General features: G+C 44.8%; 17 protein-coding genes. 12 read left to right on the forward strand and 5 right to left on the reverse strand.

The annotated features are described in order from the left end of the window. Positions 1–323: 323 nt before the first annotated feature. Complete coding sequence (locus QUA38_RS09200; protein ID WP_333161055.1) at positions 324–491, reverse strand: transposase; 168 nt, start codon at positions 489–491, stop codon at positions 324–326. Positions 492–1,359: 868 nt separating this feature from the next. On the opposite strand from QUA38_RS09200, the gene QUA38_RS09205 reads away from it, so the two are divergent. The 11 genes from QUA38_RS09205 (at position 1,360) to QUA38_RS09255 (ending at position 17,423) form a co-directional block, all read left to right on the forward strand. After that, on the forward strand, positions 1,360–2,223 hold the full coding sequence (locus QUA38_RS09205; RefSeq protein ID WP_333161057.1) for a calcium-binding protein: 864 nt from the start codon (positions 1,360–1,362) through the stop codon (positions 2,221–2,223). 277 nt (positions 2,224–2,500) lie between these two features. Further along, positions 2,501–5,284, forward strand: coding sequence for a tetratricopeptide repeat protein (locus tag QUA38_RS09210; RefSeq protein ID WP_333161059.1), 2,784 nt, complete (start codon positions 2,501–2,503; stop codon positions 5,282–5,284). Positions 5,285–5,308: 24 nt separating this feature from the next. After that, a complete protein-coding gene (locus tag QUA38_RS09215) occupies positions 5,309–9,400 on the forward strand; it encodes a tetratricopeptide repeat protein (protein ID WP_333161061.1) in 4,092 nt (1,363 codons plus the stop codon). Further along, positions 9,393–11,255 (forward strand): tetratricopeptide repeat protein, encoded by a 1,863-nt coding sequence (locus QUA38_RS09220; RefSeq protein ID WP_333161063.1) that lies wholly within the window; start codon positions 9,393–9,395, stop codon positions 11,253–11,255. Before QUA38_RS09215 ends, QUA38_RS09220 begins: the two co-directional genes overlap by 8 nt. Positions 11,256–11,297: 42 nt before the next feature. Next, positions 11,298–11,939 carry a Uma2 family endonuclease gene (locus QUA38_RS09225; protein WP_333161065.1) on the forward strand — a complete coding sequence of 214 codons (642 nt, stop codon included), beginning with the start codon at positions 11,298–11,300 and terminating at the stop codon, positions 11,937–11,939. Between the two features lie 231 nt (positions 11,940–12,170). Further along, positions 12,171–12,905 (forward strand): glutathione peroxidase, encoded by a 735-nt coding sequence (locus tag QUA38_RS09230; protein ID WP_333161067.1) that lies wholly within the window; start codon positions 12,171–12,173, stop codon positions 12,903–12,905. Between the two features lie 205 nt (positions 12,906–13,110). Next, a complete protein-coding gene (locus QUA38_RS09235; RefSeq protein WP_333161069.1) occupies positions 13,111–14,082 on the forward strand; it encodes a sodium-dependent bicarbonate transport family permease in 972 nt (323 codons plus the stop codon). 1 nt (position 14,083) lies between these two features. After that, positions 14,084–14,395 carry a P-II family nitrogen regulator gene (locus QUA38_RS09240; RefSeq protein ID WP_223300725.1) on the forward strand — a complete coding sequence of 104 codons (312 nt, stop codon included), beginning with the start codon at positions 14,084–14,086 and terminating at the stop codon, positions 14,393–14,395. Between the two features lie 493 nt (positions 14,396–14,888). Then, positions 14,889–15,920 (forward strand): type I glyceraldehyde-3-phosphate dehydrogenase, encoded by a 1,032-nt coding sequence (gene gap, locus QUA38_RS09245; protein ID WP_333161096.1) that lies wholly within the window; start codon positions 14,889–14,891, stop codon positions 15,918–15,920. A gap of 149 nt (positions 15,921–16,069) precedes the next feature. Next, the gene (locus tag QUA38_RS09250; RefSeq protein WP_333161071.1) at positions 16,070–16,435 is read left to right on the forward strand and encodes a DUF1823 family protein; all 366 of its coding nucleotides are present in this window, start codon (positions 16,070–16,072) and stop codon (positions 16,433–16,435) included. A gap of 292 nt (positions 16,436–16,727) precedes the next feature. Beyond that, positions 16,728–17,423 carry a CsgG/HfaB family protein gene (locus QUA38_RS09255; RefSeq protein ID WP_333161073.1) on the forward strand — a complete coding sequence of 232 codons (696 nt, stop codon included), beginning with the start codon at positions 16,728–16,730 and terminating at the stop codon, positions 17,421–17,423. A 182-nt stretch (positions 17,424–17,605) separates the two neighbouring features. Here QUA38_RS09255 and QUA38_RS09260 read toward each other — a convergent pair whose 3' ends face one another. Next, a complete protein-coding gene (locus QUA38_RS09260; RefSeq protein ID WP_333161075.1) occupies positions 17,606–19,975 on the reverse strand; it encodes a protein phosphatase 2C domain-containing protein in 2,370 nt (789 codons plus the stop codon). A gap of 1,211 nt (positions 19,976–21,186) precedes the next feature. On the opposite strand from QUA38_RS09260, the gene QUA38_RS09265 reads away from it, so the two are divergent. Continuing rightward, positions 21,187–21,543, forward strand: a complete 357-nt coding sequence (locus QUA38_RS09265; protein ID WP_333161076.1) for a hypothetical protein — start codon at positions 21,187–21,189, stop codon at positions 21,541–21,543. Between the two features lie 205 nt (positions 21,544–21,748). Here QUA38_RS09265 and QUA38_RS09270 read toward each other — a convergent pair whose 3' ends face one another. The 3 genes from QUA38_RS09270 to QUA38_RS09280 all read right to left on the reverse strand — a co-directional run bounded on the left by QUA38_RS09270 (position 21,749) and on the right by QUA38_RS09280 (position 24,707). Continuing rightward, positions 21,749–22,093: an NAD(P)H-quinone oxidoreductase subunit M gene (locus QUA38_RS09270; protein WP_333161078.1), complete on the reverse strand. Its 345-nt coding sequence runs from the start codon at positions 22,091–22,093 to the stop codon at positions 21,749–21,751. A gap of 75 nt (positions 22,094–22,168) precedes the next feature. Beyond that, positions 22,169–22,690 (reverse strand): hypothetical protein, encoded by a 522-nt coding sequence (locus QUA38_RS09275; protein WP_333161080.1) that lies wholly within the window; start codon positions 22,688–22,690, stop codon positions 22,169–22,171. A gap of 280 nt (positions 22,691–22,970) precedes the next feature. Further along, entirely contained in the window at positions 22,971–24,707 is a 1,737-nt protein-coding gene (locus QUA38_RS09280) for a pentapeptide repeat-containing protein (RefSeq protein ID WP_333161082.1), read from the reverse strand. Between the last annotated feature and the right edge of the window lie 21 nt (positions 24,708–24,728).

A 24,728-nucleotide genomic window follows, 5' to 3' on the forward strand; every position in this document is an offset into this window, starting at 1 on the left:
GCTTTAAGTCGGGGAGTTTTTCCATTCCTTTATCTAATGTCTATCTCCTCTTCTTGTCAAGGGGGTTGAGCAATTACCGTTAATGATTGGCTCGAAGTTAACAACTCTTGGCTAAAAACTTAATATTTGAACTCACAGGTATTAGCCATCGAATCTACTACAAAAATCAACTATTTAGTTTGTTCTCAACAGAGACCAGAGTGATGAAAGGATGGCAAAGCATTTTCATCAGTAAAAGGATTAATAGCTTTACTCATCGCTTCATCAAGAACATTTGAAGGTGGATATGCTTCTGAACGGAAAATCGTTTTGATTTTGGTCCACTACAACTCTATCGGAGATAAATCCGGCGAGTAGGGAGGTAAGGATTTTACCTGTGTTCCGATAGATGCAATCAGAAAACTGATGGCTTCAGCATTATCAACAGGTAAATTATTCATAACTATAATTGGGCCAACCCATAACTGGGGCAGGAGTCGCCAGCAGCCCAAAGTTTTATATCTTAGTTCCAGTTCCTAGATTGATCTCTGGAGTAAATCTAAAATTTAAAATCTAGGGACAGTACCGTCACAAATCTACCGGCTCACCTTTCATCCCAACTTCACCAAAAGACTAGCGCTGCATTGTCTGATTGTCCGGATGGATGTGGATCACGGTGGAAATGACGGATTGGGGTTGAAAAACTGGGTTTTTTAGCCAAAAATCCTGTATGGAGCGTGAGGGATTTCGGTGGAAACATCAAGGTGATAAGGCTCAAAAGTCCGTCCGGGACTGTGTTGGGACGCACTCTTGATTGAATCCGGCCTCCAGCTTGCACGGGCTTGCTTCCAAAGCCAGCTAAAGAATTTTGATTTTTGGGGAACTATTGGCGAAAATCAAAAGTCTGGTCAGGTACAGTGTACTTAAAAGAAATCGCAGCTCAGTTCCAGCCCGCTTGCGGGCACTCGAACTCTCCCGCGATCGACAGTGCCCGCGGACCCGGTGCAACTTCTCAATCTTGAGAGCATACTCCAATTAAAAATGGTCTCTGTGTATCTTCCGGGTATTGTTTTAATAATGACTAGCCATATCGACGGTCATTATGGTAAACTCGCAAACGTTTAAGTGGAATATTTTCGTGTTAGAGGAGGCAGTGGTGGAGTCGAGAGTCAAAAGCAGGAAACAACCGAGATTTGCTGCTCAACGAATACAGGATTCAACTCGCGCTCCGAGGCTCGCTGCTGACAATTTAAATTACATGACAGCTTATAGCAGCCGGGTCAATTAGGGTCTCAACCGATGTCCGGTTTCATTTATTGAATCCCTTTGGAGGGAAAAGTGTATTGTAGAAAAATGATTGATCTTTTAGGAGGAGTGTAAATGACACAGGTAACTAATCCAACACAGCCAGCAAGTTCACTACCAGGTGGTGGTGGTGACGGTGGCTCAACCGTTATCGGCACCACCGGCCCCAACAGGTTGAACGGCACCACAGGCAACGATATTATCCTGACTTTTGGGGGGGATGATGTCGTCGCTGCTGGCGGTGGCAACGACCTGGTTATTTCCGGAGGCGGAAATGACAGTATCGGCGGCGGCGACGGCAACGATAATATCTTTTCAGGCAGCGGCGCCGATGTGGTCGCTGGCGGGACTGGCGATGACCGGATCTTTGCTGGTAAAGGAGATGACCTCGTTGATGGCGGCGATGGCAATGACTTGGTTTCTGGCGACAGAGGCAACGATACCGTACTCGGCGGATCGGGCAGCGATACAGTCTTTGGCGGCCAAGGCAACGATATTGTTAGCGGCGGCGACGGCAACGACAGCCTTTTCGGCGGTAAAGAAAACGATACTGTCGATGGTGGCTCTGGCAATGACTTTATCTCTGGCGACAGAGGCAGCGATGTCCTGACCGGCGGTGCTGGCAGCGATACGTTCTACTTCTTCTCCAGCGGTGGCGATTATGGTGTAGATACGATCACTGACTTTACCCCAGGCGAAGATAAGATCCGCTTGAAGCAGGGCGGTGTGTTCGCTGGTTTGGGCAGCAGCTTCGAGGCAAGCGAGTTTGTCGTCATTTCTGGTTTCAACGCAGCAACCGCAGGAGCAACCGCGACGAACAAGTTGGTCTACGACCCATCAAACGGTACGTTGTTCTTCAACGGCAGCAACGGAGTGCTAACTGTTGCTCAGTTGCAGCCTGGCCTGACAATTACCTCGAACAACTTCGAGTTGTTCTAAAACAACTGGCTGTTGTGGGGCAGCACCGGATAAGATTCGGAGCTGTTCTCACAAAGCCAGTAGTTTTAAAGGATTTCAACCTCACTCTGCCACAAGCGGGGTGAGGTTGAAATATTCAATGCTGAAACTAAAGCAGGGCCAGTTAAAAAAAATTGATCGACAGTTATTGATAAAATTAATCGATCGCCCGATCGGGCAAAATATAAATACAAAGTTTTTAAATTAGAATTTCTAGGTTTTACTGAAGCGGTAAAGAAACCGCAACTGCTGGCTAGCAATGAGCACTGAAGAATATATCCGGCAAGCCCAAATTTATTTGAACCGGGGGAAGTTAACTGAGGCGATCGAGTTTTGCAAAAAGGCGATCCAACTTCAACCGTTTTCGCCCTCGGCTTACACGACTTTAGGCGAAATTTTTGAAGCTCAAGGCGATCCGACGGCGGCAAGAGACGCTTTTGTGCAAGCTTTGGAGATTTCGCCACAGTTTTTTCTGGCTCATGCTTATTTGGGTCAACTTTATAGCGACTATGCGTGGCTGGATGAAGCGGTTTTTCACTACCGACAAGCTCTGGATTTGAAACCAGATTGGGCGGAACTTCATTATAACTTGGGAAATATTTTTCACCATCAGGGTAACTTGTTGGGGGCGATCGAGTGTTACCGAAATGCGATCGCCAAAAAACCCGATTATCTCGATGCTTTCTACAATCTGGCTGTGGTTTTAGATGAAAATAGTCAGCTCGAAGCGGCAATGGATACCTACCGACAGGTGATTGCTCTGAAGCCGGATTACGTGGAAGCTTACAGCAATCTGGGTGTGATTTTGCTCAAGGACGATCGAGCTGCTGAGGCGATCGAGCTTTACGAGCGGGCGATGGAAATTAAGCCGGATTGGGCAACGCTGTACAATAATTTGGGTCAAGCCTTGCTGGACAAAAGTCCCGAAAGGGCGATCGCATCTTACCTCACAGCTATTGAGTTGGAGCCGGACATGGTTTTGGCTCACTACAATTTGGGGAAAGCGTGGCAGTTACAGGGGGAACATTCGGGGGCGCTTGCTTGTTTCGAGCGCGCGATCGATCTCAATTCCGACTATATTTCGGCCTATACAGATGCCGGGTTTTCTTTGATGGTTTTGGGTCAAGTGGCGGAAGCCATGCCTTATTTTGAGAGGGCAATAGCTCTGAAGCCTGATTTTGTTGAGGCTTACTGCCGCTTGGCACAAAGGCGCAGAGTTACGGCTGTAGAAGATGATGAATTGTCAAAGGCGATCGCTGCGTGCGATCGATTTCTCACAGCACTAACTGGAAGGAAGAAGAAAGAAGGAACAGGGAAGAAGGAAGAAAAAGAAACTATTCCCAATGCCCAATGCCCAACGCCCAATGCCGAATTACCAATTGCTGAAATTTGCGATAATTTAGCCGAAATTTACTTGCATTTGGGAAATGCTCTAACAGAGTACGGCGGATACGAATCTGCCGCCGCTTATTATCAAAAATCTTTGCAAATTCAGCCACAAAATGCAGAGCTTTACTGGTGCGTGGGAAATTCCTTAGCCCAGCAACAGCGGTTCAGTGCAGCAATTGCAGTTTACCACATGGCTTTGACGATTCAACCTGCTTTACCGCAGGTTTATTTTGAGTTGGCAAAACTGCTGGAAAAACAGGGGCGTTGGGAACGGGCGATTGATTATTATCAACAGGTTTTAGATCTGCAATTGCACGGGTATGGGGATCAGAAACAGTGGAAAAAAGAGAGTTTTATTTCACCAGATAGCACTTCTATAAAACCTCCTCACGGTATTTATTTATCGAGTTGGGATTGGCTGGTTAATGCTAAGTTGGATGCTGACAATTATGTGGAATTTTTTTGGAAATCAGCACCAGAAGCAAGTGCTGAAAATATTCCCAATCCCCAATTTGGGAGATCAAATTCCAAATTGGCCAATTCCGAGTGTGCCGGTTTAACTTGCGGGCTGTGTTTGCAGCGACTTTCTAAGTGGTTCGATCCGGTGCATTTGGGTTGGGGAGTGTGCCGTTTGTCCAACTCGCAACCGATACCTGTGCAGTCGCCCAAAACTTTTGTGGCTGCAATTCCCAACGGGCGAGTTTGGATTGTGCCGCAGGAAAATTATTGGCTGATTTGCAAGGCGATCGCTGTAATTACTCCTGACAATTATTTGTTGGCTGATGTGTCGAGAGATTATCCGGGGTTTTTACCTGGATGCGAAAAGCATGATGTGAGGAAACACAGCGTTTTTCAGTTAGAATCCTTCCCATCTCTCAAACAAATTGACGGCAGCGTGGCGGTGCTTTCTGGTTTGTCGGGAAATGTCTATTTTCACTGGATGGTTGATGTTTTGCCGAGGATAGAATTGCTGCGGCACAGCGGTAGGGATTTGGCGGAAATAGATTGGTTTTTGGTGAATAGTTGTCAGCACCAATTTCAGCGGGAAAGTCTGAGAATTTTGGGGATTCCCGAAGAAAAAGTCTTGGAGAGCGATCGCTTGCCTCACATACAAGCAACCGAGTTGATTGTACCTTCTTTTGCGGGATATTTGGGCTGGCCTTCTGGGTGGGCGATGGATTTTTTGAGGCGGGAGTTTTTCAAGGGAATTATACCTAGTTCTAGCTATCCAAAACGGATTTATATCAGCCGCAGCAAAGCAAGATATCGACGAGTTTTGAACGAGGAAGACGTGGTTGAGGTGTTGGAGAAATCTGGCTTTGTTTCTATTTTGCCGGAGTCGATGTCTTTGGCTGAGCAAATTGCTCATTTTTACCACGCTGAGGTGATAGTTGCTGCCCACGGCAGCGGCTTGACAAATACGATTTTTAGTTGCCAGGGAACTAAAGTAATTGAGTTGGTGTCGCCTCACTATATCAGCCATTATTACTGGGGAATCAGTCAATATTTGCAGTTGGAACATTACTTTTTAACGGGCGAGGCTTTTGAATGCTATCCTATTAGACAGTTGATGTATCAGAATTCCCTGACTGAGGATATTTTGGTCAACTTGAGTTCGCTGAAAAAGATGGTTGAAGTGGTGGGTTTGGGTTAGTTGGTGTCTGGAGCAAGTTTAATTATGCCCTCGATTGAGAAGATGGAAAAGGCAGCGGTTGATTTGAGTCGGCAAGCAGAAGTTTATTTAGCCGAAGGAAAGTTGAATGAGGCAGTTGCTGCTTGCGAGTCAGCGTTGAAAATTGAACCGAATTTGGCGACAGCTTGCCAGACGCTGGGAAAGGTGATGCAGCTTCGAGGTGAAATCGAGCAAGCTAAGCAGTGGTATGAAGCGACAATCGATCGCAATCCAAATTTGCCGGAAGTTTATGCTAATCTCGGCAGTTTGTATTCTCAGGGGAAACAGTGGGAAAAGGCGATCGTAAATTGTGAAAAAGCAATTTCGCTAGCGCCCAATTTTGCTGCTGTTTATCGGCAGTTGGCGAGAATTTGGACGCAGTTAGAGAAGCGAGAAGAGGCAGCAGACTGTTGGTATCAAGCTTTTAATATCGAGCCGAATTGGGCAACTGCTGAGGAAAACGTCACTCTGGGAAATAGTTTAGTTGAATTAAGAAAGTTCGATCGTGCTATTGAGTGTTATTCGCGGGCAATTAAGTTAAACCCGAAGCTGGCAATCGCTTATCACAATCTGGGAGAAATGCTGGTTGGTCAGAAGCGGTGGGATGAGGCGATCGTCAATTACCGACAAGCCATTGCCATCAATCCAGATTCTTTTGAATCTTACCACAGTTTGGGTAAAACTTGGGCGGAGCGAGGAGAATTAGATCGGGCGATCGCCTGTTACAACAAAAGCCTCGAACTCAATCCAAAATACGCTCGTGCTTACGTGGGTTTAGGTAATGTTTTCGCGCAAAAACAGGACTTTGATGCAGCCATTAAATGTTACCGTCAGACTCTGGAAATTAATGATAATTCCTACTGGGCATACAATTGCTTAGGGGATGCTTTGGCTCAAAAACAACTGTGGTCCGAAGCTATTAGTTGCTACCGCAAAGCTATTGAAATAAATCCAAATATTCCTTGGTTTTATGTCAATTTGGGCATTGCCTTCACCTGCGAACAATCCTGGGATGAAGCTGTGGCTGCTTTCCTGCACGCGGTTCAGATTGAGCCGAATTTGACGGGAATTAATCAGCGGTTGGGATATGTTTTGCGGAAGCGGAGCGAATCGGCTTTAGATAGCACAATCGCAACTTATTGTCAATTTATTGAGGTACTTGCAAGCGGGAAAAATTACCACAAATTGCTGGGAATTGAGTTAGATGGAGCGGAATTTTATATAAGTTTAGGTAATAATTTAGCAAAACAGAAGCAGTTGGAAGGTGCAATCGTATTTTATAGCATGGCACTGCAAATTGAACCAAATGCTGCAGAAGTTGTCGCCCAACTGGATGATGTTCGGGCGCAACAACAGGAGTTGTACGCACAAATTGCCGCTTACCGCCGCCAAATTGAAATCGATCCGACAAATTCTAAGTCTTACAACGATTTAGGAAATATTTTACCGCAATTAGGGGAATTAGAAGAAGCAATTATTTGCCACCAAAAAGCGGCCGAATTGAGGGGTTGGGCTGAGTGTGCCGCGAAAGATTATCAATTTACCCAAGATTGGTTTACACACAATATTCCTATTTGGCAACGGCATTTGCAGGAATTTACTGGAATTGCGGAATTTCAAGTAGTGGAAATCGGCAGTTTTCAGGGAATGTCGGCTTGCTGGCTGCTGGATAATATTTTAACTCATCCGACGGCAAAGATAACTTGTATTGATTTGTATTTTCAACAACATTTTAAGGGCAATATTGTTAAAACGGGAGCAGCAGATCGGGTAATTGAATTAGAAGGTTACTCTCAAGATTTGTTAATTAATTTGAATTCAGAATATTACGATGTTGCTTACATTGACGGCTGTCACAAACCTACCAGTGCTCTGCAAGATGCGATTTTATCTTGGAGGTTGGTGAAAGTTGGGGGATTAATGATTTTTGATGATTACGAGTTTACGTTTCCCGACAGTCCGGAGCAAGATACTAAAATTGGCATAGATGTTTTTTTGGAGATGTTTGGAAGTCAGTTAGAAGTAGTACACCAAGGCTATCAACTGATTGTTAAAAAAATCGGCAATCAAACTTGGGGCGAAGAGCAAACTCTGTTGTCTCTGGGTTGGGAAAAGTTGGGGGATATTGCGACTAATTCCGGTTATTTGGATGAGGCTATCGCCCGCTATCAAACAGCTATTAAAATTAAGTCGGGCAACTACTTAACTTACCAAAAGTTGGGTAAAAGCTTGCAAAAGAAAACACTCTTTGACGAAGCTAGGGCAGCTTACCAACAGGCGATCGCACTCAACCCTAATTTTAGTTGGGCTTACCACTTTTTGGGTGAAACTTTGCAGGCGATTGAGCAACATGAGGAAGCCGCTGCTGCTTACCGCAAAGCTATTGAGTTAAATCCAGATTTTTGTTGGACTTACAACAATTTAGGCGATGTGCTGATGGAGCTTTCTGAGTGCGAGGAAGCTGCTGTTGCTTACCACAAGTTAGTTGAACTCAATCCCGATTTCTGTTGGTCCTACGAGAGATTAGGTAGGGCTTTGGTTTTACTGGAAAATTGGGAAGAAGCGGCGGCGGCTTACCGCAAAGCTATTGAATTAAACCCCAATGATTGTTGGCTGTACAATAGTTTGGGGGAAGTTCTGGAATTACAAGAAAATTGGCCCGAAGCAGCAGTGGCTTTTGGTCGTGCTATTGAGCTAGAACCTGAGCATAGTTGGCTGTACAAAAAGTTGGGCGATGCACTGCGGAATCAAGGGGAATTGGAAAGGGCGAGCGCCATTTATGAAAAAGGCATCAATATCCATCCCAAATCCTGCTGGTGTTATGAAGGATTGGGTTTGAGTTTAATTGCTAAACAGCAGTGGGAACCGGCAATCACTAATTTAGTTCAAGCCCTGCAAATTAAACCCGATTTGTTTGAAGCTTACGATAATATAGGTTATGCTCTGGAACAACAAGGAGAAGCCGATGAGAGCGATCGGGCAAAATGCAGTAATCAAAATTTACCCTTAAGTATTCTCGAAAAATACTGTGGGTTTACAGAAGATTTGACCGTTCCAGCAGAATCCAATCCGAACCTCACCTGCATTGACATCCATCCTGCGAGTCAAATCAATTTATCTGATTCCAAAACAATCGACAGCAGCCGCAGATTTTGGGAACATCAAAGTCATTCCAGAAAAGCTTTTGTTGCCGTATTGCCAAACGGACGAGCTTGGGCAGATGTTGTGACTACCGCGGTGATTACTTCAGACAATAAACTTGTTGCTGATATTTCAATGGGTTGTGCGGAATTGGTAATCACTTCCGATAAATTGCCTCCCGCTGAACACGTCGATGGAAATGTGGCTTTTTTATCGGCTCGCTGGGGTGGAGCTGCTTATTTTCATTGGATGTTTGATGTGATTACGCGATTTGACCTTTTGCAGCGTAGCGGATTGATAGAAACTATAGATAAGTTTGTTGTCAATGCCTCGGATTCTTCCTATCAAGCAGAAACTTTAGAGATTTTAGGAATTCCTCAAGATAAAATTTTAGAAAGTCGCTGCCATTTACACATTACCGCCGATAAATTAATAGTTGCGTCAATATCTTATAACGGATCTGGGGCGGTTTCTAAATGGAAGTGTGAATATCTCAAACAGACATTTTTAAATGAACAACAGCCACTAAACACAGACTATTCAGAGCGAATTTATATCAGCCGCCAACAAGCATCATATCGGCGGATAGTCAACGATGAAGAGGTAATTAAATACTTAGAAAAATTGGGGTTTCGGAGTGTCAAGCTGGAAACGATGTCGATAGCGGAACAAGCATCGTGTTTGGCTGCTGCTAAAGTAGTTGTCGCACCCCACGGAGGGGGATTGACTAATCTAGTTTTTTGCAGTCCGAAAACTAAGGTGATTGAGATTTTTTCTCCCCTTTATGTGCCGCATTGTTATTGGATGATTAGCAATTTGTGCGGTTTGGAACATTACTATTTAATTGGTGATTTGGTTGATGATGGAACTCAGACTAAACCTTTACATAAAGATATACACTTGGATTTGAACTCGCTGGAAAAATTACTGACTATTGCAGGAGTTTTACATGGATAATGACTACCACAATTTGGGTAATTCCCTGCTAGAAAGCGGTCGGTTTGATGAGGCTGTTGCTGCATACAAAAAAGCTATTGAATTAAACCCTAATTTTTCTTGGTCTTATCACAGTTTGGGCGATGTTTTGCTGAAACTTGAACAATGGGGGGAAGCTGTTGCTGCTTACACAAAAGCGGTTGAGTTAAATCCTGATTTTTCCTGGTCTTATCACAATCTGGGCGATGCTTTGCTGAAACTTCGGCAATGGGAAGAAGCTGCTGCTGCTTACCGCTGCGAGATTGCACTCAACTCGGATTTTGCTTGGTCTTTTTGCAATTTAGGCGATGCTTTAACTAAGCTAAAACAGTGGGATGAAGCTATCGCTACGTATTTAAAAGCTATTGAAATTGACGGAGATTTGCCGGGAATTTACGAGAAATTGGGATACGCTCTCGGACAAACAGAGTCGGATTTAAATTTAGTGTTAGAACAATCTCAATTGCAAATTACACCGGAAAATTGGGAGTTTTATTTGCAGTTAGGGAAGAATTTAGCCAAGTACGATCGCCCAAAAAGCGCAATAATTATTTACAACTTGCTATTGACAAGTATTCCGATTCATGCAGGAAACTCGGCGGAATTAGAAGAGTTGTTGCATCAGCAAGAAAAGTGCGTTAGCGCAGCCCTCGAAGAGGATCGCGCATTAGCCTCATCTCGCGCAACTGTCACCCAAAAACCCGATGATTGCTGGTCTTACTACAATTTAGGTGCTGTTTTGAGCCACCAAAAATATTGGGAGGAAGCGGCGGCGGCATTTTTCCAAGCTATAGAAATAAATCCCGATCTTCCTTGGTGGTTTTATTACAATTTGTGGGAAGTTTTGGTTAGGCAAAACAAGCTGGATGAAGTTGAGAACTTGTGCCGCGAAGTTGTTGCAGCTCAACCAGAGGCTTTTTGGCCTTATCTGAATTTGGGGGAAGCTTTAACGAGGCAAGGTAAAATTCCAGAGGCGATTGATTTTTATCGAACTGTCAGTTACAAACAAAGTTTTGCATCTCTTATTAGTAAGAGAAGAGGCAAGATACCTGTTCCACAAGCAGATACAGGCAAGATGCCTGTTATACAAAATTGGAACTTAAAATCAGTCAAAGTTCCTAACTTTATAATTATTGGTTCTCAGCGGTGCGGGACGACTTCTCTGTATACTTATTTATCCAAACACCCGCAAATTTTGACTCCGATTAAAAAGGAGATGGATTTTTTTTCGTGGCACTTTGACAGAGGTATTGATTGGTATTTGGCTCATTTTCCGCCAATGCCTCCGGGAGAACAATTTGTAACTGGCGAAGCAAGTCCAAGCTATTTTGACTATCGGGAAGCACCGGAACGAATCTACAACCTGTTTCCAGAGGCTAAACTGATTGTACTGTTACGAAATCCGGTAGATCGGGCGATTTCTCAATTTTACCGCTTGACTGGCTTAAATTGGGAAGCGCGATCGCTCGATCGGGTAATTAGCGATGAAATTGAACGGTTGAACCAAAATCCAGAATACATTATTGGCGAGGAACCGGGGAATTATTTAGCTCGCGGTAGGTACATAGAATTTATTAAAAACTGGGTGGCTTTCTTTCCTAGAGAACAGTTGTTAATTTTGAAAAGCGAAGATTTCTATGCAGGTGCGGCGGCTATAGTCCAGCAGGTTTTAGAATTTTTAGATTTGCCGGAATATCAATTGTCTGAGTACCAAAATGCTAATCCGGGTTCTTATAAGCGGGTAAATGAATCGCTTCGCGACAGGTTGAGGGATTATTTTCGACCTTACAATCAGGAATTAGAGGAATATTTGGGGAGGCAGTTTGATTGGGAATAAACTTGAGCTAAGATTAGAACAACTTGTAAGGAGGTAATACCGATGCTGACGAGCGAGCTAGATACGCTACTTAAGGAACAAGCACTCCAACGCCAAGATCCTGAAGAGCGCTACATTACCGATAGCGCCAACTGGGAACAATACGAGACACTGCTGAATCGGATTGGAGATACAGCGGGATATCGAGTTACTTATTTAGATGGAGTTTTGGAAATTATGTCGCCTTCTCGCCGCCATGAAAGTCGCAAAACTGGCATTGGAAATCTGCTAGAAATTTACTTTGTCGAAGCTGAAATAGAATATTTTCCTTTTGGGTCTACAACTCTGCGACAAGAGGAAAAAAATGGCGGTACGGAACCGGATGAAGCTTACTGTATTGGCACAGATAAAGAATTTCCCGATTTGGTAATTGAAGTGATTGTTACCAGTGGCAGCATCAATAAACTAGAACTGTATAGAAGGTTGAATGTGCGAGAGGTTTGGTTCTGGCGAAATGACCAATTTTCTATCTACCATTTGCCAGAAGAAATTCCGGTTGAATTCCTGTCCAACTGCGGTTATGAATTAATCACACAAAGCGAATTGCTACCGGGAATTGATATCGATATGTTGAGAGAATGTGTAAAAAATCCTCACCCGCTAGCAGCAGCAAAGGAATGGAGACAGAATTGCCGACCTACTTAAACAGCAAGTTTTTAATCTGCTAGCTGTCGCAAAGACAATGAACTGAGCTCGCGCGCGCCGCGAGGTTGATTCGGACTATGATTCAAACTATTGTCGCAAAGACAATGAACTGAGATCGCACGCGCGCCCAAGTCCGAGAAAAAAACTCGCCTCCCTTGACAAGTCATACTCGTTATGAGTACGCTAAAGTAAGCAAAAGAATTGAATCTAAGTACCTAAGAATTTAAAATCATGCTGACGAACCAAGAAGGTCAAAGAGTACCCAAAGTCACCTTCCGCACTCGCAAAGACAACGAGTGGGTGGATGTCACCACCGATGATATATTTGCGGGCAAAACCGTAGCAGTGTTCTCGCTACCGGGAGCTTTTACTCCCACTTGTTCGTCAACGCACCTCCCCGGTTACAACGAATTGGCGAAAGTTTTTAAAGAAAATGGCGTAGATGAAATCGTTTGTATTTCCGTCAACGACGCTTTTGTGATGAACGAGTGGGCAAAAGACCAAGAATCAGACAGTGTGACGTTAATTCCCGACGGTAACGGCGAGTTTACTCAAGGCATGGGAATGCTGGTAGATAAAACAGATTTAGGCTTTGGCAAGCGGTCTTGGCGTTATTCGATGCTGGTAAAAGATGGCGTGGTTGAAAAAATGTTTATTGAGCCTGATGAACCGGGCGACCCTTTCAAAGTGTCCGATGCCGAGACGATGCTCAACTACATCAACTCCGCAGCAACCAAGCCGAAGCTAGTGTCGCTGTTTACAAAAATGGGCTGTCCCTTCTGTGCTAAGGCTAAGGCAATGCTTAGTCAAAAGGGCTTCGATTATGAAGAAATCGTCTTGGGCCGAGAGATCACAACCCGATCGCTGCGGGCTATGACTGGGGCTACAACTGTGCCGCAAGTATTTATCGACGGCAAGTTGATCGGTGGTTCCGAAGCCCTAGAGTCTTATTTGGCAGTTGCTTAGTTAAACCAAAATACTTAACCTGCAGGTGCCAGCGTGCACACCTTACTCGTTGTAAGGTGTGCACTGTGCGCCTTTGCCGTATTTTGCGGTATTTAGCCCGATCGAGCTTCGGAGTCAAAAAGTTCGATTGGTCTATTGATCCATTCTCGTGCAACAATTACTGGGGAAGTAATATTAAAAATGCAAGAAATGGGAGTGACCGATCGTGGATTTGAGTTTAGTATCGTCAAATATCTTAAATCCCCCAATATTAGCTTTTTTCATGGGAATGCTGGCAATTTTTCTCAAATCTGATTTAGAAATTCCAGCGCCCATCCCTAAACTCTTTTCGCTGTACCTGCTGTTTGCGATCGGATTTAAAGGTGGTGTCGAACTATCCAAAAGCGGAATTGACCAGCAAATAGCCCTGACAATTTTGGCAGCGATGCTGATGTCAATGCTAGTACCAATTTATACTTTTTTCATACTGAGAATCAAACTCGACTCTTACAATGCCGCGGCGATCGCAGCCACCTACGGTTCCATCAGCGCCGTCACATTTATTACCGCAACCTCCTTCCTCACAGCACAGGGGATCGACTTTGACGGTTACATGGTAGCCGCGCTAGCATTAATGGAATCCCCGGCAATTATAGTAGGTCTCATTCTAGTCAGTGTATTTGGCGGGGAAGAAGGAAAACGCGAAATAGTTTGGCCAGAAGTGTTGCAAGAAGCATTCCTAAACAGTTCAGTTTTTCTGCTGATTGGCAGCCTAATTATGGGCGTACTGACAGGAGAGCATGGTTGGGAAGTTATGAGCCCGTTTACTCAAGACTTGTTTTACGGAGTTCTGACTTTTTTCTTACTAGACATGGGGCTGGTTGCAGCCAGCAGAATTAAAGATTTGCAAGAAGCAGGAGTTTTTCTGATCGGCTTTGCAATCCTAATTCCGATACTCAACGCAGTAATTGCTTTAGTAATAGCCAAATTAATCGGAATGCCGCAGGGAGACACTTTGCTGTTTGCCGTACTGTGCGCGAGTGCTTCTTATATAGCAGTACCAGCAGCCATGCGCCTAACTGTTCCGGAAGCGAATCCAAGTCTTTACATTTCAACTGCCTTAGCAGTGACATTTCCATTTAATATCATTGTAGGCATTCCCCTGTATCTATACGGAATAAATATGTTTTGGAGGTGAGATGATGGAGTCAGTCAAAAGAGTAGAAATCATAGCCCACTCAGTCGAACTCGGCAAGATTTTAGACGGTTTAGACAAAGCTGGCGTACCCGGTTATTCGGTGATCCGTGATGTCGCTGGAAAAAGCACTAGGGATCACGTTTCCCGTGATTCATCAATGACGGCGCTGGATAACATTTATGTGCTTGCTTTTTGTTCACCAGCTCAAGTTTCAGCAGTAGCAGAAAACATTAGACCAGTGCTCAATAAATTTGGTGGGTCGTGTTTTATTTCAGATGCGGTGGAATTGCTAATTACTAGATGCGTCGGGTAGTCATTAGTTATTAGTGATTATACCAATTCGGAAAATTTGAGCTACACATAGATTCTACGCCATATGTTTAGGGACACGGCACTGCCGTGTCCTTGAGCGAATAGGCAACTTTCATCTTAGGCTTTGGTTCCCCTAATCGCCACTGGTGAGAATGCCAATCCGTTTCGCCTTTTGGGTAAGTTTTTTATTATTACTTTAGCCTCATTTAAAAAAGGCAATTTTGAAAATAATTTCTGTCTATTATAGCACTCTTACAAGTTGACAAAAATCAGCCATTAGCCATTAGTCAGCGGTCATTTCAGGATTAATTGCCCTTCCCAGCCGGGGCAGAATTCAGAATTCTTAAGAGATAGAAAAGAATCAGTTGCAAAAATCCGTTAGCGTGGTAAATTCTAAGCCACAACAGGCGATCCTCTTCGTTGGCGTAGCCCCCGTAGGGGCGGGCTTCGCTAACGCCCGATCGACTAACGATATTTTCAATAGGAGTTTAAACATGGCTGCATTAAAAGTCGGCATCAACGGATTTGGTCGCATCGGACGGCTAGTCATGCGTGCCGGCATCAAAAACCCCAACATCGAATTTGTCGGCATTAACGACTTAGTTTCGCCAGACAACCTGGCTTATCTTTTCAAATACGACTCTACCCACGGCATTTACGACGGCGAAGTGGAAAGCAAACCAGACGGCATTCTCATTGACGGAAATTTTATACCCTGCACAGCGATTAGAAATCCGGCAGAATTGCCTTGGGATAAAACGAGTGCAGACTATGTTGTAGAATCTACCGGATTGTTTACAGATTTTGAAGGCGCATCAAAACACTTGACGGCGGGAGCAAAACGAGTAATACTTTCAGCACCCACAAAAGACCCGGAAAAAGTTCCAACTTTTCTAGTAGGCGTCAACCACCACAAATTTGACCAGGCCAAAGATACTGTTGTTTCTAATGCTAGCTGTACGACGAATTGTTTAGCACCAATTGCCAAAGTAATTAACGATAACTTCGGATTGGAAGAAGGTTTAATGACGACAGTTCACGCAATGACAGCTACTCAACCAACTGTAGACGGCCCCAGCCAAAAAGATTGGCGGGGAGGACGCGGTGCGGCTCAAAATATTATTCCATCTTCCACCGGTGCAGCGAAAGCTGTTACTTTGGTGTTGCCAGAATTGAAAGGAAAATTGACTGGAATGGCTTTGCGCGTGCCAACTCCCGATGTGTCTGTAGTTGACCTTACTTTTAAAACGGCGAAGGAAACTAGCTATAAAGAAATTTGTGAAGCAATGAAAAAAGCTTCGGAGGGCGAACTCAAAGGCATTCTGGGATATACTGAGGATGCGGTGGTTTCGACAGATTTTCAGGGCGACGCGCGATCGAGCATTTTTGATGCAGGTGCGGGAATTGAACTAAATTCTAAGTTTTTCAAAGTTGTTTCCTGGTACGACAACGAGTGGGGTTATTCTAGTCGCGTGATAGACTTAATGCTGTCTATGGCCGAGAAAGACGGAATTTTGAATAATTAATTTTTTGGGGGTGGCATTGTGGGCGGGCTCGCGTATCCACCCCACACACCAATTCCTATGAATTTTTGTGGAACGGGCTGTCCGGCCCCTTCCTGATAATATTATTTAATGTGAGTTAAACTTTTTTTATTTCCGATTCGATCGCACTCATGTCTGAATTACCACCGCTGAATAACGAAACTATTTGGGCTATTCTCAACGAAGAAATCGACGATGCTGCTGTCAATCAGCTAGTTTGGCAGTATCTGGGCTACTGCTGGGATGCCGAGACTGGCAAGTGGAACAGTGCAGGTGTTGCAGCCGAGTGGCGTCAAGAGTACCCGGAACCGCCGGATTTTATCGATTCTAGGCCGGCGACGGTGAAATTGACTCGATCGACCCCTCCAGAAAACAAGCAGTTGCTGAAGGAAAAATTGGGCTTTAAAGGCTATAAAATTGGGGAATTCGGGCCGAGACAGACTCGTAGGGCGACGATGGCTAATTGGTTGATGGGTTTTATGGAATCTGGGGCGTAAGAGGAATATTGGATGGCTGTGCGGTTGTGGCCACCGTTAAAGTACAGAGATATTAAATTTTTTGGCAGGAAAACCCCTAAATCCCTATAAAGGATTGAAACTTTGATTAAACTCTTCCTTTCTTTCTCTGTGTCCTCTGCGTCCTCTGCGGTTAATTAACAAAAATTAAGCCTGTTGAAAGTCAAAAAAGACTACAACTCACCAATTCCAACCTCCCCACCCCCAACCCTGACATCGGGCTGTTCCGTAAAGTATCCTAGAGTCGGCACAAAACAACTGTGAGGAAAGCTTTATGAAAACAATCACTATATCTGGCTTAACCAGCATTTCCCTGGCTACCCTAATGCTAGCAGGCGTTTCAGTCAATGCAATCGCCACACCAGCCACCACCCCACCCCTAACCCAACTCGCCCAAGCTACTGCCAAAAAACGCCTCGTCGTCATGGACTTCGACTACGGCACCACCAACAGCTATTACACTTCCTACAGGGGAGTCGGCGCCGCCAAAGGCATCAGCGAACTGCTAATCAACGAACTCGTCAACAATGGCACTTATACAGTAGTCGATCGTAGCAAACTCGAACAAGTGCTCAAACAGCAAAATCGCAGCGGCGCGATGGATGCCGGCACAGCAGCCGAAATTGGCAAACAATTAGGAGTTGACGCCGTACTCATCGGCACCATTACCAAGTTTAATATCGACAAACAATCCGGCGGCGGCAGTTTCATGGGAATCGGTGCCGGTTCACAAAAAACCAAAGCTACCGTTCAAATAGATGTGCGGTTAATCGGTACAGCTTCGGGAGATATTCTTGCCACCGCCAAAGCAGTTGGAGAAGCGGATCAAAGCGATTCTAATATTTCCGTTAGGGGTATTGGCGGCAATTCTGGCAGCAGCAATGAAGACTCACTTTTGAGCGCGGCAGTTGACAAAGCCGTATCCCAAATGGTGACCAAACTGGCAGAGGTATCTAAGAAATTAGGTTAGAAATTTTTCAAAATTTTTAGATTTTATATTGGTAATTGTTAACTCCCCAATCTAAAATCTAAAAATTTTTCATATCCTTGAGCTGCAATTGTACCCGTTAATATTAGTTTTGTTTAGGAATCTGCATTTTCCTTTATACTAAACTCTATCAATTTCGCTCAACATACTCAAGCATTAGTAGTTTAATTAGCATTGGGACTTGAGGCAGCATCAACGCATTTTCCCTTTTGAGTTGGGTTTAAGGTTAGGTTAGAGACTACTTTAGAAACGCCAGCTTGTTCTTGAATCCATCCGATTTCCCCCGGTTGCAGCTTGGCGCTTTCTACTTCAACTGTTGGGTTAACTGCCGGGGAAGGCGAGGGATTTGTCACACCGGGAGGCAGCTTGGCGCTTTCTACTTCAACTGTTGGCTTAACTGTCGGGGAAGGCGAGGGAGTTGTCACAGCGGGAGATGGATTCTGTGCCGGTTTTGAAACTGTAGAAAAATCTTTATTGGACTCGGGTTTTGGAGAGTTCGATCGCACTCTTTCTGGAATCGAACAAACTTTCAATTCCAGCCAATTGCCTTGAGGCGTAAGCTGTTTGTTTGTCACCTGTAAAACGCTACCGGCTGGGACTGTTCCTTTGACAGTCAACTCACCGATGGCGACTCGCAAATCCAAGCGATCGCCCTCTTTTTCCACTTCCCCAGCCCCAGAACTTTTAATCTCTACAAACGAGCCGATTTCTAAAGATTTGACCGGAGAAGGTACAGATTCAACAGTTTTTTCTGGCTTGCTTCCAGGATTAATTAATCCGCCTTTGCCAAAAATCGACTCCCCGGCAGTATCGATCGCGCGACCCACCGGAGGGATGAAAAAATAAGCAAATACACCCCCCAACCCTAATAAAAATAAAATTTTCAGCAGCAGCGAAAATGGGCTTTTGCTTTTGTCCGGCTGTAACAACTGCGTTTTTCCTTCAGAACTCCCATCGCCAAGGCTTGTGGACCCATTCAAATCCGTTGGCATATCCTCGCTGTCGGAAATTAGTTCGATCGGCGTATCTAAAGGTGCGACAGACAGTTCTGTCAAAGTATTGCCGTCTTCCCTCAAATGTGCTTGACAGTGAATTAAAGCAACAGTGACGTTATCGTGACCGTTTCTAGTATTAGCAATCTCAATCAGTCGATCGCGCGCCTTACCCAAATTAATGCTACCGTCGAGAATTGGCAAAATCTCCGCTTCCCAACATTCCTCAACCCGGTCTTTATCACTCAAACCGTCGGAACACAGCAGCAAAACGCAGTCTTCATCCACTGGAAAACGCTGCACAGTCGGGTGCAAAGTGTTCGACGAAGTAATCCCCAAAGCTTGAATCAGAGCTCCGGCGGCCACTTGTTCCAAAGCATCCCGGTAGAGAGAGTAGCCCAAACGCACCTCGCGGCAAGCAACATTATCATCGAGAGTAACTTGATAGCAACCGGTGCGGGTAATCCAGTAAGCGCGACTATCTCCGACGTGGGCGACGTAGAGTTCGTGAATGTGGGCTAAACCCATAACTAGGGTAGTTCCCATCCGCTGGCGGCCTTGGCGGTGTTCGCTGTCGTTGCGACTGGCTATCTTGTCGTTAGCAGCACAAGCCGCCCGTTCCAGCTTGGAAGTCAGGCTCAACGGGTCCCAATTAGCCTGATGCAGGGGCATTTGCTGCAACTTGTCGCGCAGCACACCAATTGCTTCTTCCGAAGCGACTTCGCCGCCGTCTTGTCCACCGATACCGTCGCAGACGATGGCGCAAGCTTCCGCACCCGGGTTTCCTGCGAACAGCGTACCGCTGGGCGGATAGCAAGCATCTTCGTTGTGAGCCCTGGATCTGCCTACATCTGTGCCCGTGGCAATTTCAACGTGACGATCGTAAAATCGGCCGCACTTTGCCAAAGCTTTATCCAACTGGCCCATCAATTGTTCGCCGTGGCGCACTTGACCCGCAACCATTTGCTGGCAAAGTTGCCTCAAAAAATTAGCAATAGCCGGGTGAGCATCTTCGAGCCACTGCTGCCACAATTTGCCCAACTGCGACAAATGAGGCGGTTTGCGATCGGGCTGCAATTCCAGAAACCGCACCAATTGCCCTTCCACCCGCAGCAGTTCCGGAGTCAGCAGCGTGGAAGCCACGCCCTGAGCGATACACGGCTGCCATAACTGGGCAATTTGCCACAGCCAATTGAGCTGCCGCATCGCTGCTGATCCTTTCCAGGAGTCGGCCAATTCCGGCATTAAAGATTCCGTCACCTTCAAAATCGGCCCGTTTTCCAGTAGCCAAATATCTCCCGAGAGCTTGCTCATCTTGGACGATACCAGGCCGTATACTTGAGGTACGTGCAACTGATAGGCAAACAGTCTCAGATAAGGAGTGACAACACTCGGAATCTCTTCGGGCAGTTCCGGCAAGTGTTCGGGTTGAGTATCGACAAGAAGTCGATCGCGCTTGACCAAGTAGCGACCAGCGATCAGATCGCCTGGCTTACACCCTTTGATCCCTTCACCTAAAGCCCATAAGTAGTGTTTTGCCACAGAGTTTTGCATAAGGGTTCCTGACGCCTTTGGGCAAGCGTGCTGATCTGAACTATTTTAGCGATTGAACCTCGACGGGTTGATACGTGGCGATTATTTGAAACTCCCGCTTTCTCAACAGACGCAGATTCTTAAGACTTCGCAGTCCTAATATCCTGATTTTTCAGGTTCCCGGAATCACCACGTTTCCACTGTTGTGTGCGTAGTGATATCTGCTACACAAAACTTGGCTAAACTTATTTAAGTCTCACCATTCAATCGGGATTGCTCCTGAAGGGTCTGCTTCCTGCTTCACCCAAGGGAGTCGGCTCCTTCTTGTCCACAGGCGTTAATTCGGGTGTAGCCCACCCTAATCGAATTAATTTTAGTTGAAGATTTTAGCCATGAGTCATCCAATATTTTCAACCTATTTAACGAAACGCGGACTCCCGTTCGACCTTGTGACAGGCTGGTCAGTTTTGACTTGCACGCTCGGTTTACTCTCCCAGATAATTAAGCCTTGGTTTTTGGCATCGCTCTAATTCTACCACCCACAAAGGTTAACCAGTCAAGTTAAGTATGACTAACTTTAGTAAATTTTTTTGCTATTTAGTCCAACTCCTGACAATATTTTAGGCGTGACTTTCCCCCAGTCTAGGGGTAGGTTTTAATGTCTTGTACTGACACGAATAGTTTACCATTTTGTTGACGGTCGGATGAATCTTGCTATGAGCTTTCAGGGTTAGACGATCGCGCGACGCCCAAGTCCTCGGCTTGAAAGCACGCTGTTTTCAGCATATTCCTGATAGTGGCAATTTCCGAAAAAATCGCTGCACTCAAGGGAATTAAGATTTTAGACTAACTATAATGGTATGATGCAGCTAGGTAGAAATCACCTGACCCGACAGGTATAAATAAATATCAATTCTCGGTTTTCTCGCCAAGGGTGTTAATTGCCTCGTGCCCGAGTTTCGCAAGTAAAGTTAAATTTAACCTGGCCTAAAGACGGATAAAAGCCCCCAGATTCATCTGTGGAGTCCATCTAAAGTATAAAATCTACAATCTAAAATCTCACATCTACTGACGGATGCAAGCTCCCGACAGGAGTGGTGGTGAGCAAAAAAAATTAGATATTAGTTCGTTCAAGCCCGCAGATCCATCTGTGGAGTCAATCTAAAATCTCAAATCTCAAATCGACTGACCGGCCTCTGCAAGCTGTTGAGTATTTAACCATGCCTCCACATGAACCCAGCGCCTTTTCCAAGAATTTGCCCGATCCGAAGCTACTGCCTGCAGTTGAAATAGACGAAATACTCACTAGCATTCAACATTCTCACAGTTTTTATTACAAAGTGATGAATCTTGAGGTTTGGGCGCTGGTGGAAACCTTGGATGGGCTGTTTCCCGGCGCTTGGGGTCAGTTTATGACCAACCGCCAACTTGCAGTTAAACAGTTTTTGGAACGCGATCGCGTTCCAAATTCTCCGGTTGATGCTGGGGAGGCGGGGGAGAAGTCTGATCGCAGTCGGAAGAAGGAAGAAGCCGGGAGTCAGGAGTCAGGAGTCAGAAACAAGCAGGAAGAAGAATAAAAGCAGATTTTCCCAATTCTCCCCATCTCCACCTTTCCTCTGTATCCCAGTCTAAATCCCCAAAGCGAGAGACAAAACAGAACCCTCTTTTCCCCCCGTACTCCCCTGATTAAGAGAAGTAGGAGGGATCGAAACTCAGCTACAAGCGACATTTATTATCGGTTTCAATCTTAAGTTGACATAAATGCCGATCGCCCGATCGCCGTTACAGGTGAATTTTGGCATCAACTTGAGGCAATCCCATGCTGTAGTTGACAGCGCGGCTGTTGAGATTGTAGCTGATTTGGCCTTTTTGTAAGAGCGATCGTACCAAGTGTTCCAACTCCGAACCGATACGGCGGAGGTTGTACTCGGTCAAGTCTTCGCCCTCGTATGCGTCTACGAGTTGGTCGAATTTGGCATATACCTGTTTGATTGACTCATCGTTCCAGTTAAGTTCGTTATCTGGGTCAATGTCGAGGGTCAAAAGGTCGTTGCTGGGTACGAGTTCGTTATCTTCGAGGATGGCGGTGTATATGCGAATATGGCGGGTTGTTGACTTGAGCTGCATGAGTTCTTATGTGTAAAGATTTTTTGCTGAGTTTATTGTAATGGCTGAGAGATGCGCGGGGAGGGTGGGCGATCGTCAATTTCTCGGAATCCCGAAATATTTTAGTTGTTCCACAGTCCAATTTTTGTAATATTCAGTTTTCTCTAAAGCATCGGAAGCGGGTTTCAGCTTAGAATTTACTTGAACGGTGAAGCCCGGATACGGCATCCTTCTAGTATGAAGCCCGTCAATATTAAAATCTTCTTCAGGATGAGTGTGAAAAGCCAGCAAGCCCAACTCTGAAATCTGACTATTCAGTTTGTCTATCAATTCTTTAGTTTGTGGCGCAGTAATTACGGTTTTTTCGGGATTAATTACTACCATTATTTCAAATTCCGAATTGTAAAATTCATAAATCGATTTCATTATGGCAGAATCTCCATCAAACTCAGTTAGCGCTGAAAAACGCTCAATTTTGAATAAAATTTGATTTGCCAAGCGTGCTTTTTTAGTGAAGGGACAAATCGGTAAATCGCTGAAAACTGGATGCGGTAGCTCGACAAACTCCGTCATCCATCTGAGGGTCGATTCTATAACTTCTGTGTCAGATTCATTCATCTACAATCTATGTATTTGATATTTCACACTCATCATACTTTATTTTTATGGAGGGCGATGCACACCATTGGTGTCAATTTAACGCTATTTCCCTCAGTCCGGCAGGGGTTTAAACCTCTGCCTCATAGCAAAAGTCCTCGCTATGAGGACTGAAGAACTCATTAGTCCTCTGAAGAAGACTTAAGCTATTAGCTAGCCAGGGAATTCATTCCCTGGCGGACTTTCGGTTAAATTTACACAAATACATTGTGCATCTTACTCTTACTACGTGCGATCGAATTCATTCGTGAATTGTGCCATCTGGCATAATTGCACCTGTGAGTTTTGCCTTTTCCAGATTTGCTCCAACCAGTTTAGCTTCCTTCAGGTTAGTTTTTTCTAAGTTTGCATAGCTCAAATTTGCCCCGCACAAGTTTGCAGAAGTTAAGTCTGCTTCACTTAAGTTTGCTCCATGTAGGTTAACCCCAGAGAGATTAAACCCACTCAAGTTTTGCCCGCTCAGATTAACGCTCTGTAAGTTTACCCCAATCAAATTTACCTCTGTGAGGTTAGCACCATCCAAGTTAGCGCCTAAACAGTTTGCGCCACTCAAACTTGCTCCACTTAAGTTAATCCCAATCAACTTGGCATAACTTAAGTTTGTACCAGTCAAATTTACCCCACTCAAATTCATGCCACTAAGGTTAACTCCTTGAAGGTTTACCCCAGTCAAACTTACCCCTGTTAAGTTAACACCACTAAGGTTTGCACCATTAAGGTTGACTTTAGTTACCTTCGATTGACTCAAGTCTGCTCCTGTCAGGTTAACATTAGGTAGATTTGCTTGAGTTAAGTTAGCTCTACTGAGGTTTGCTGTAGTCAGGTTTGCGCTATCTAACTTTGCTTGGCTTAAGTTAGCTAGACTCAAATTTGCCTGAATGAGTCTTGCGGAATACAATATTACCTTGGTTAAGTTAGCGCCACTTAAATTAACTTCAATCAAATCAGCATTTAGCAAGTTTGTTGAGTTTAAATTAGCGCCTTGCAAGTTAGCTCCAATCAAATTTACCCCAGTCAATTTGGCATTTGCTAGATTGGCACTGCTTAGGTTGGCTTGACTTAGACTGACATTAGAGTCGAGAGTTTTGCCACTTAGATCCACTCCCGCTAGGTTAATCCCTGTAAAGTCGCGTTCTCCTTCTTCATACCGTTTCCAAAATTCCTCAGCAGTAACAGCGGCTTCTTGACTTTTTTGAGTAGAATCATCAGTTATTTTGTCAGCATCGGCTTCCACAGTATCCGCATTTACAGGAGTAGCAACTGGCTGTTTTACCGCTTCGCTAGATGCTGGAATCGCTGTCTGATCGATCGCCTCTTCGCGCAATAACCGATCGACCCGATCGCTAAACTGCCTCAAAACCTCAGCATCATCAACCTTCTCACCAGCAGTCGAGCTTTTCTCAACCGCATTCTCAACATAATACTTGTCTACAAAACTTTGCAACCCAGCATTATATCCCTGTCCAACCGCCTGAAACCTCCATTCGCCATTCTTCTTATACAACCGTCCAAATTCTAAAGCCGTTTCTTGCGAAAATATCTGATTTAAATTGTACCGAACCAATTCGCTAAGATTCTCTGAATTGTAAAGCCGGATAAAAGCATTTTCAACTTGACTAAAACTTTGATTTTTTTCCTGTCCGTCGTGAATAGTCACCACAAACACTATTTCCTGAATCGCCGCATTGATTTTGCTCAAATCCAGATAAACCGTCTCATCATCTCCCTCCATTTGTCCATTCCTGCTGTCTCCCGAATGTCGCACCGAACCGTCCGGCGATGTCAGATTGTTGTAAAATACAAAATACTTTTCATCGGGAATGCGACCGTCCGCCGCTAACATAAAAACTGATGCGTCAATGTCGCAGTTTTGGGCTGTCTGGCTGACTTGCCACCCCAGGGCGATCGCAATTTTACTGAAATTAGGAGTTTCTTTAGAAAGATTGAACCTTTCACCCTTAGTTAATTCGATACTCATATGCGATAATTCCCTTACCTC

Source organism: Microcoleus sp. Pol12B4, from assembly GCF_036701385.1.
GTDB lineage: Bacteria > Cyanobacteriota > Cyanobacteriia > Cyanobacteriales > Microcoleaceae > Microcoleus.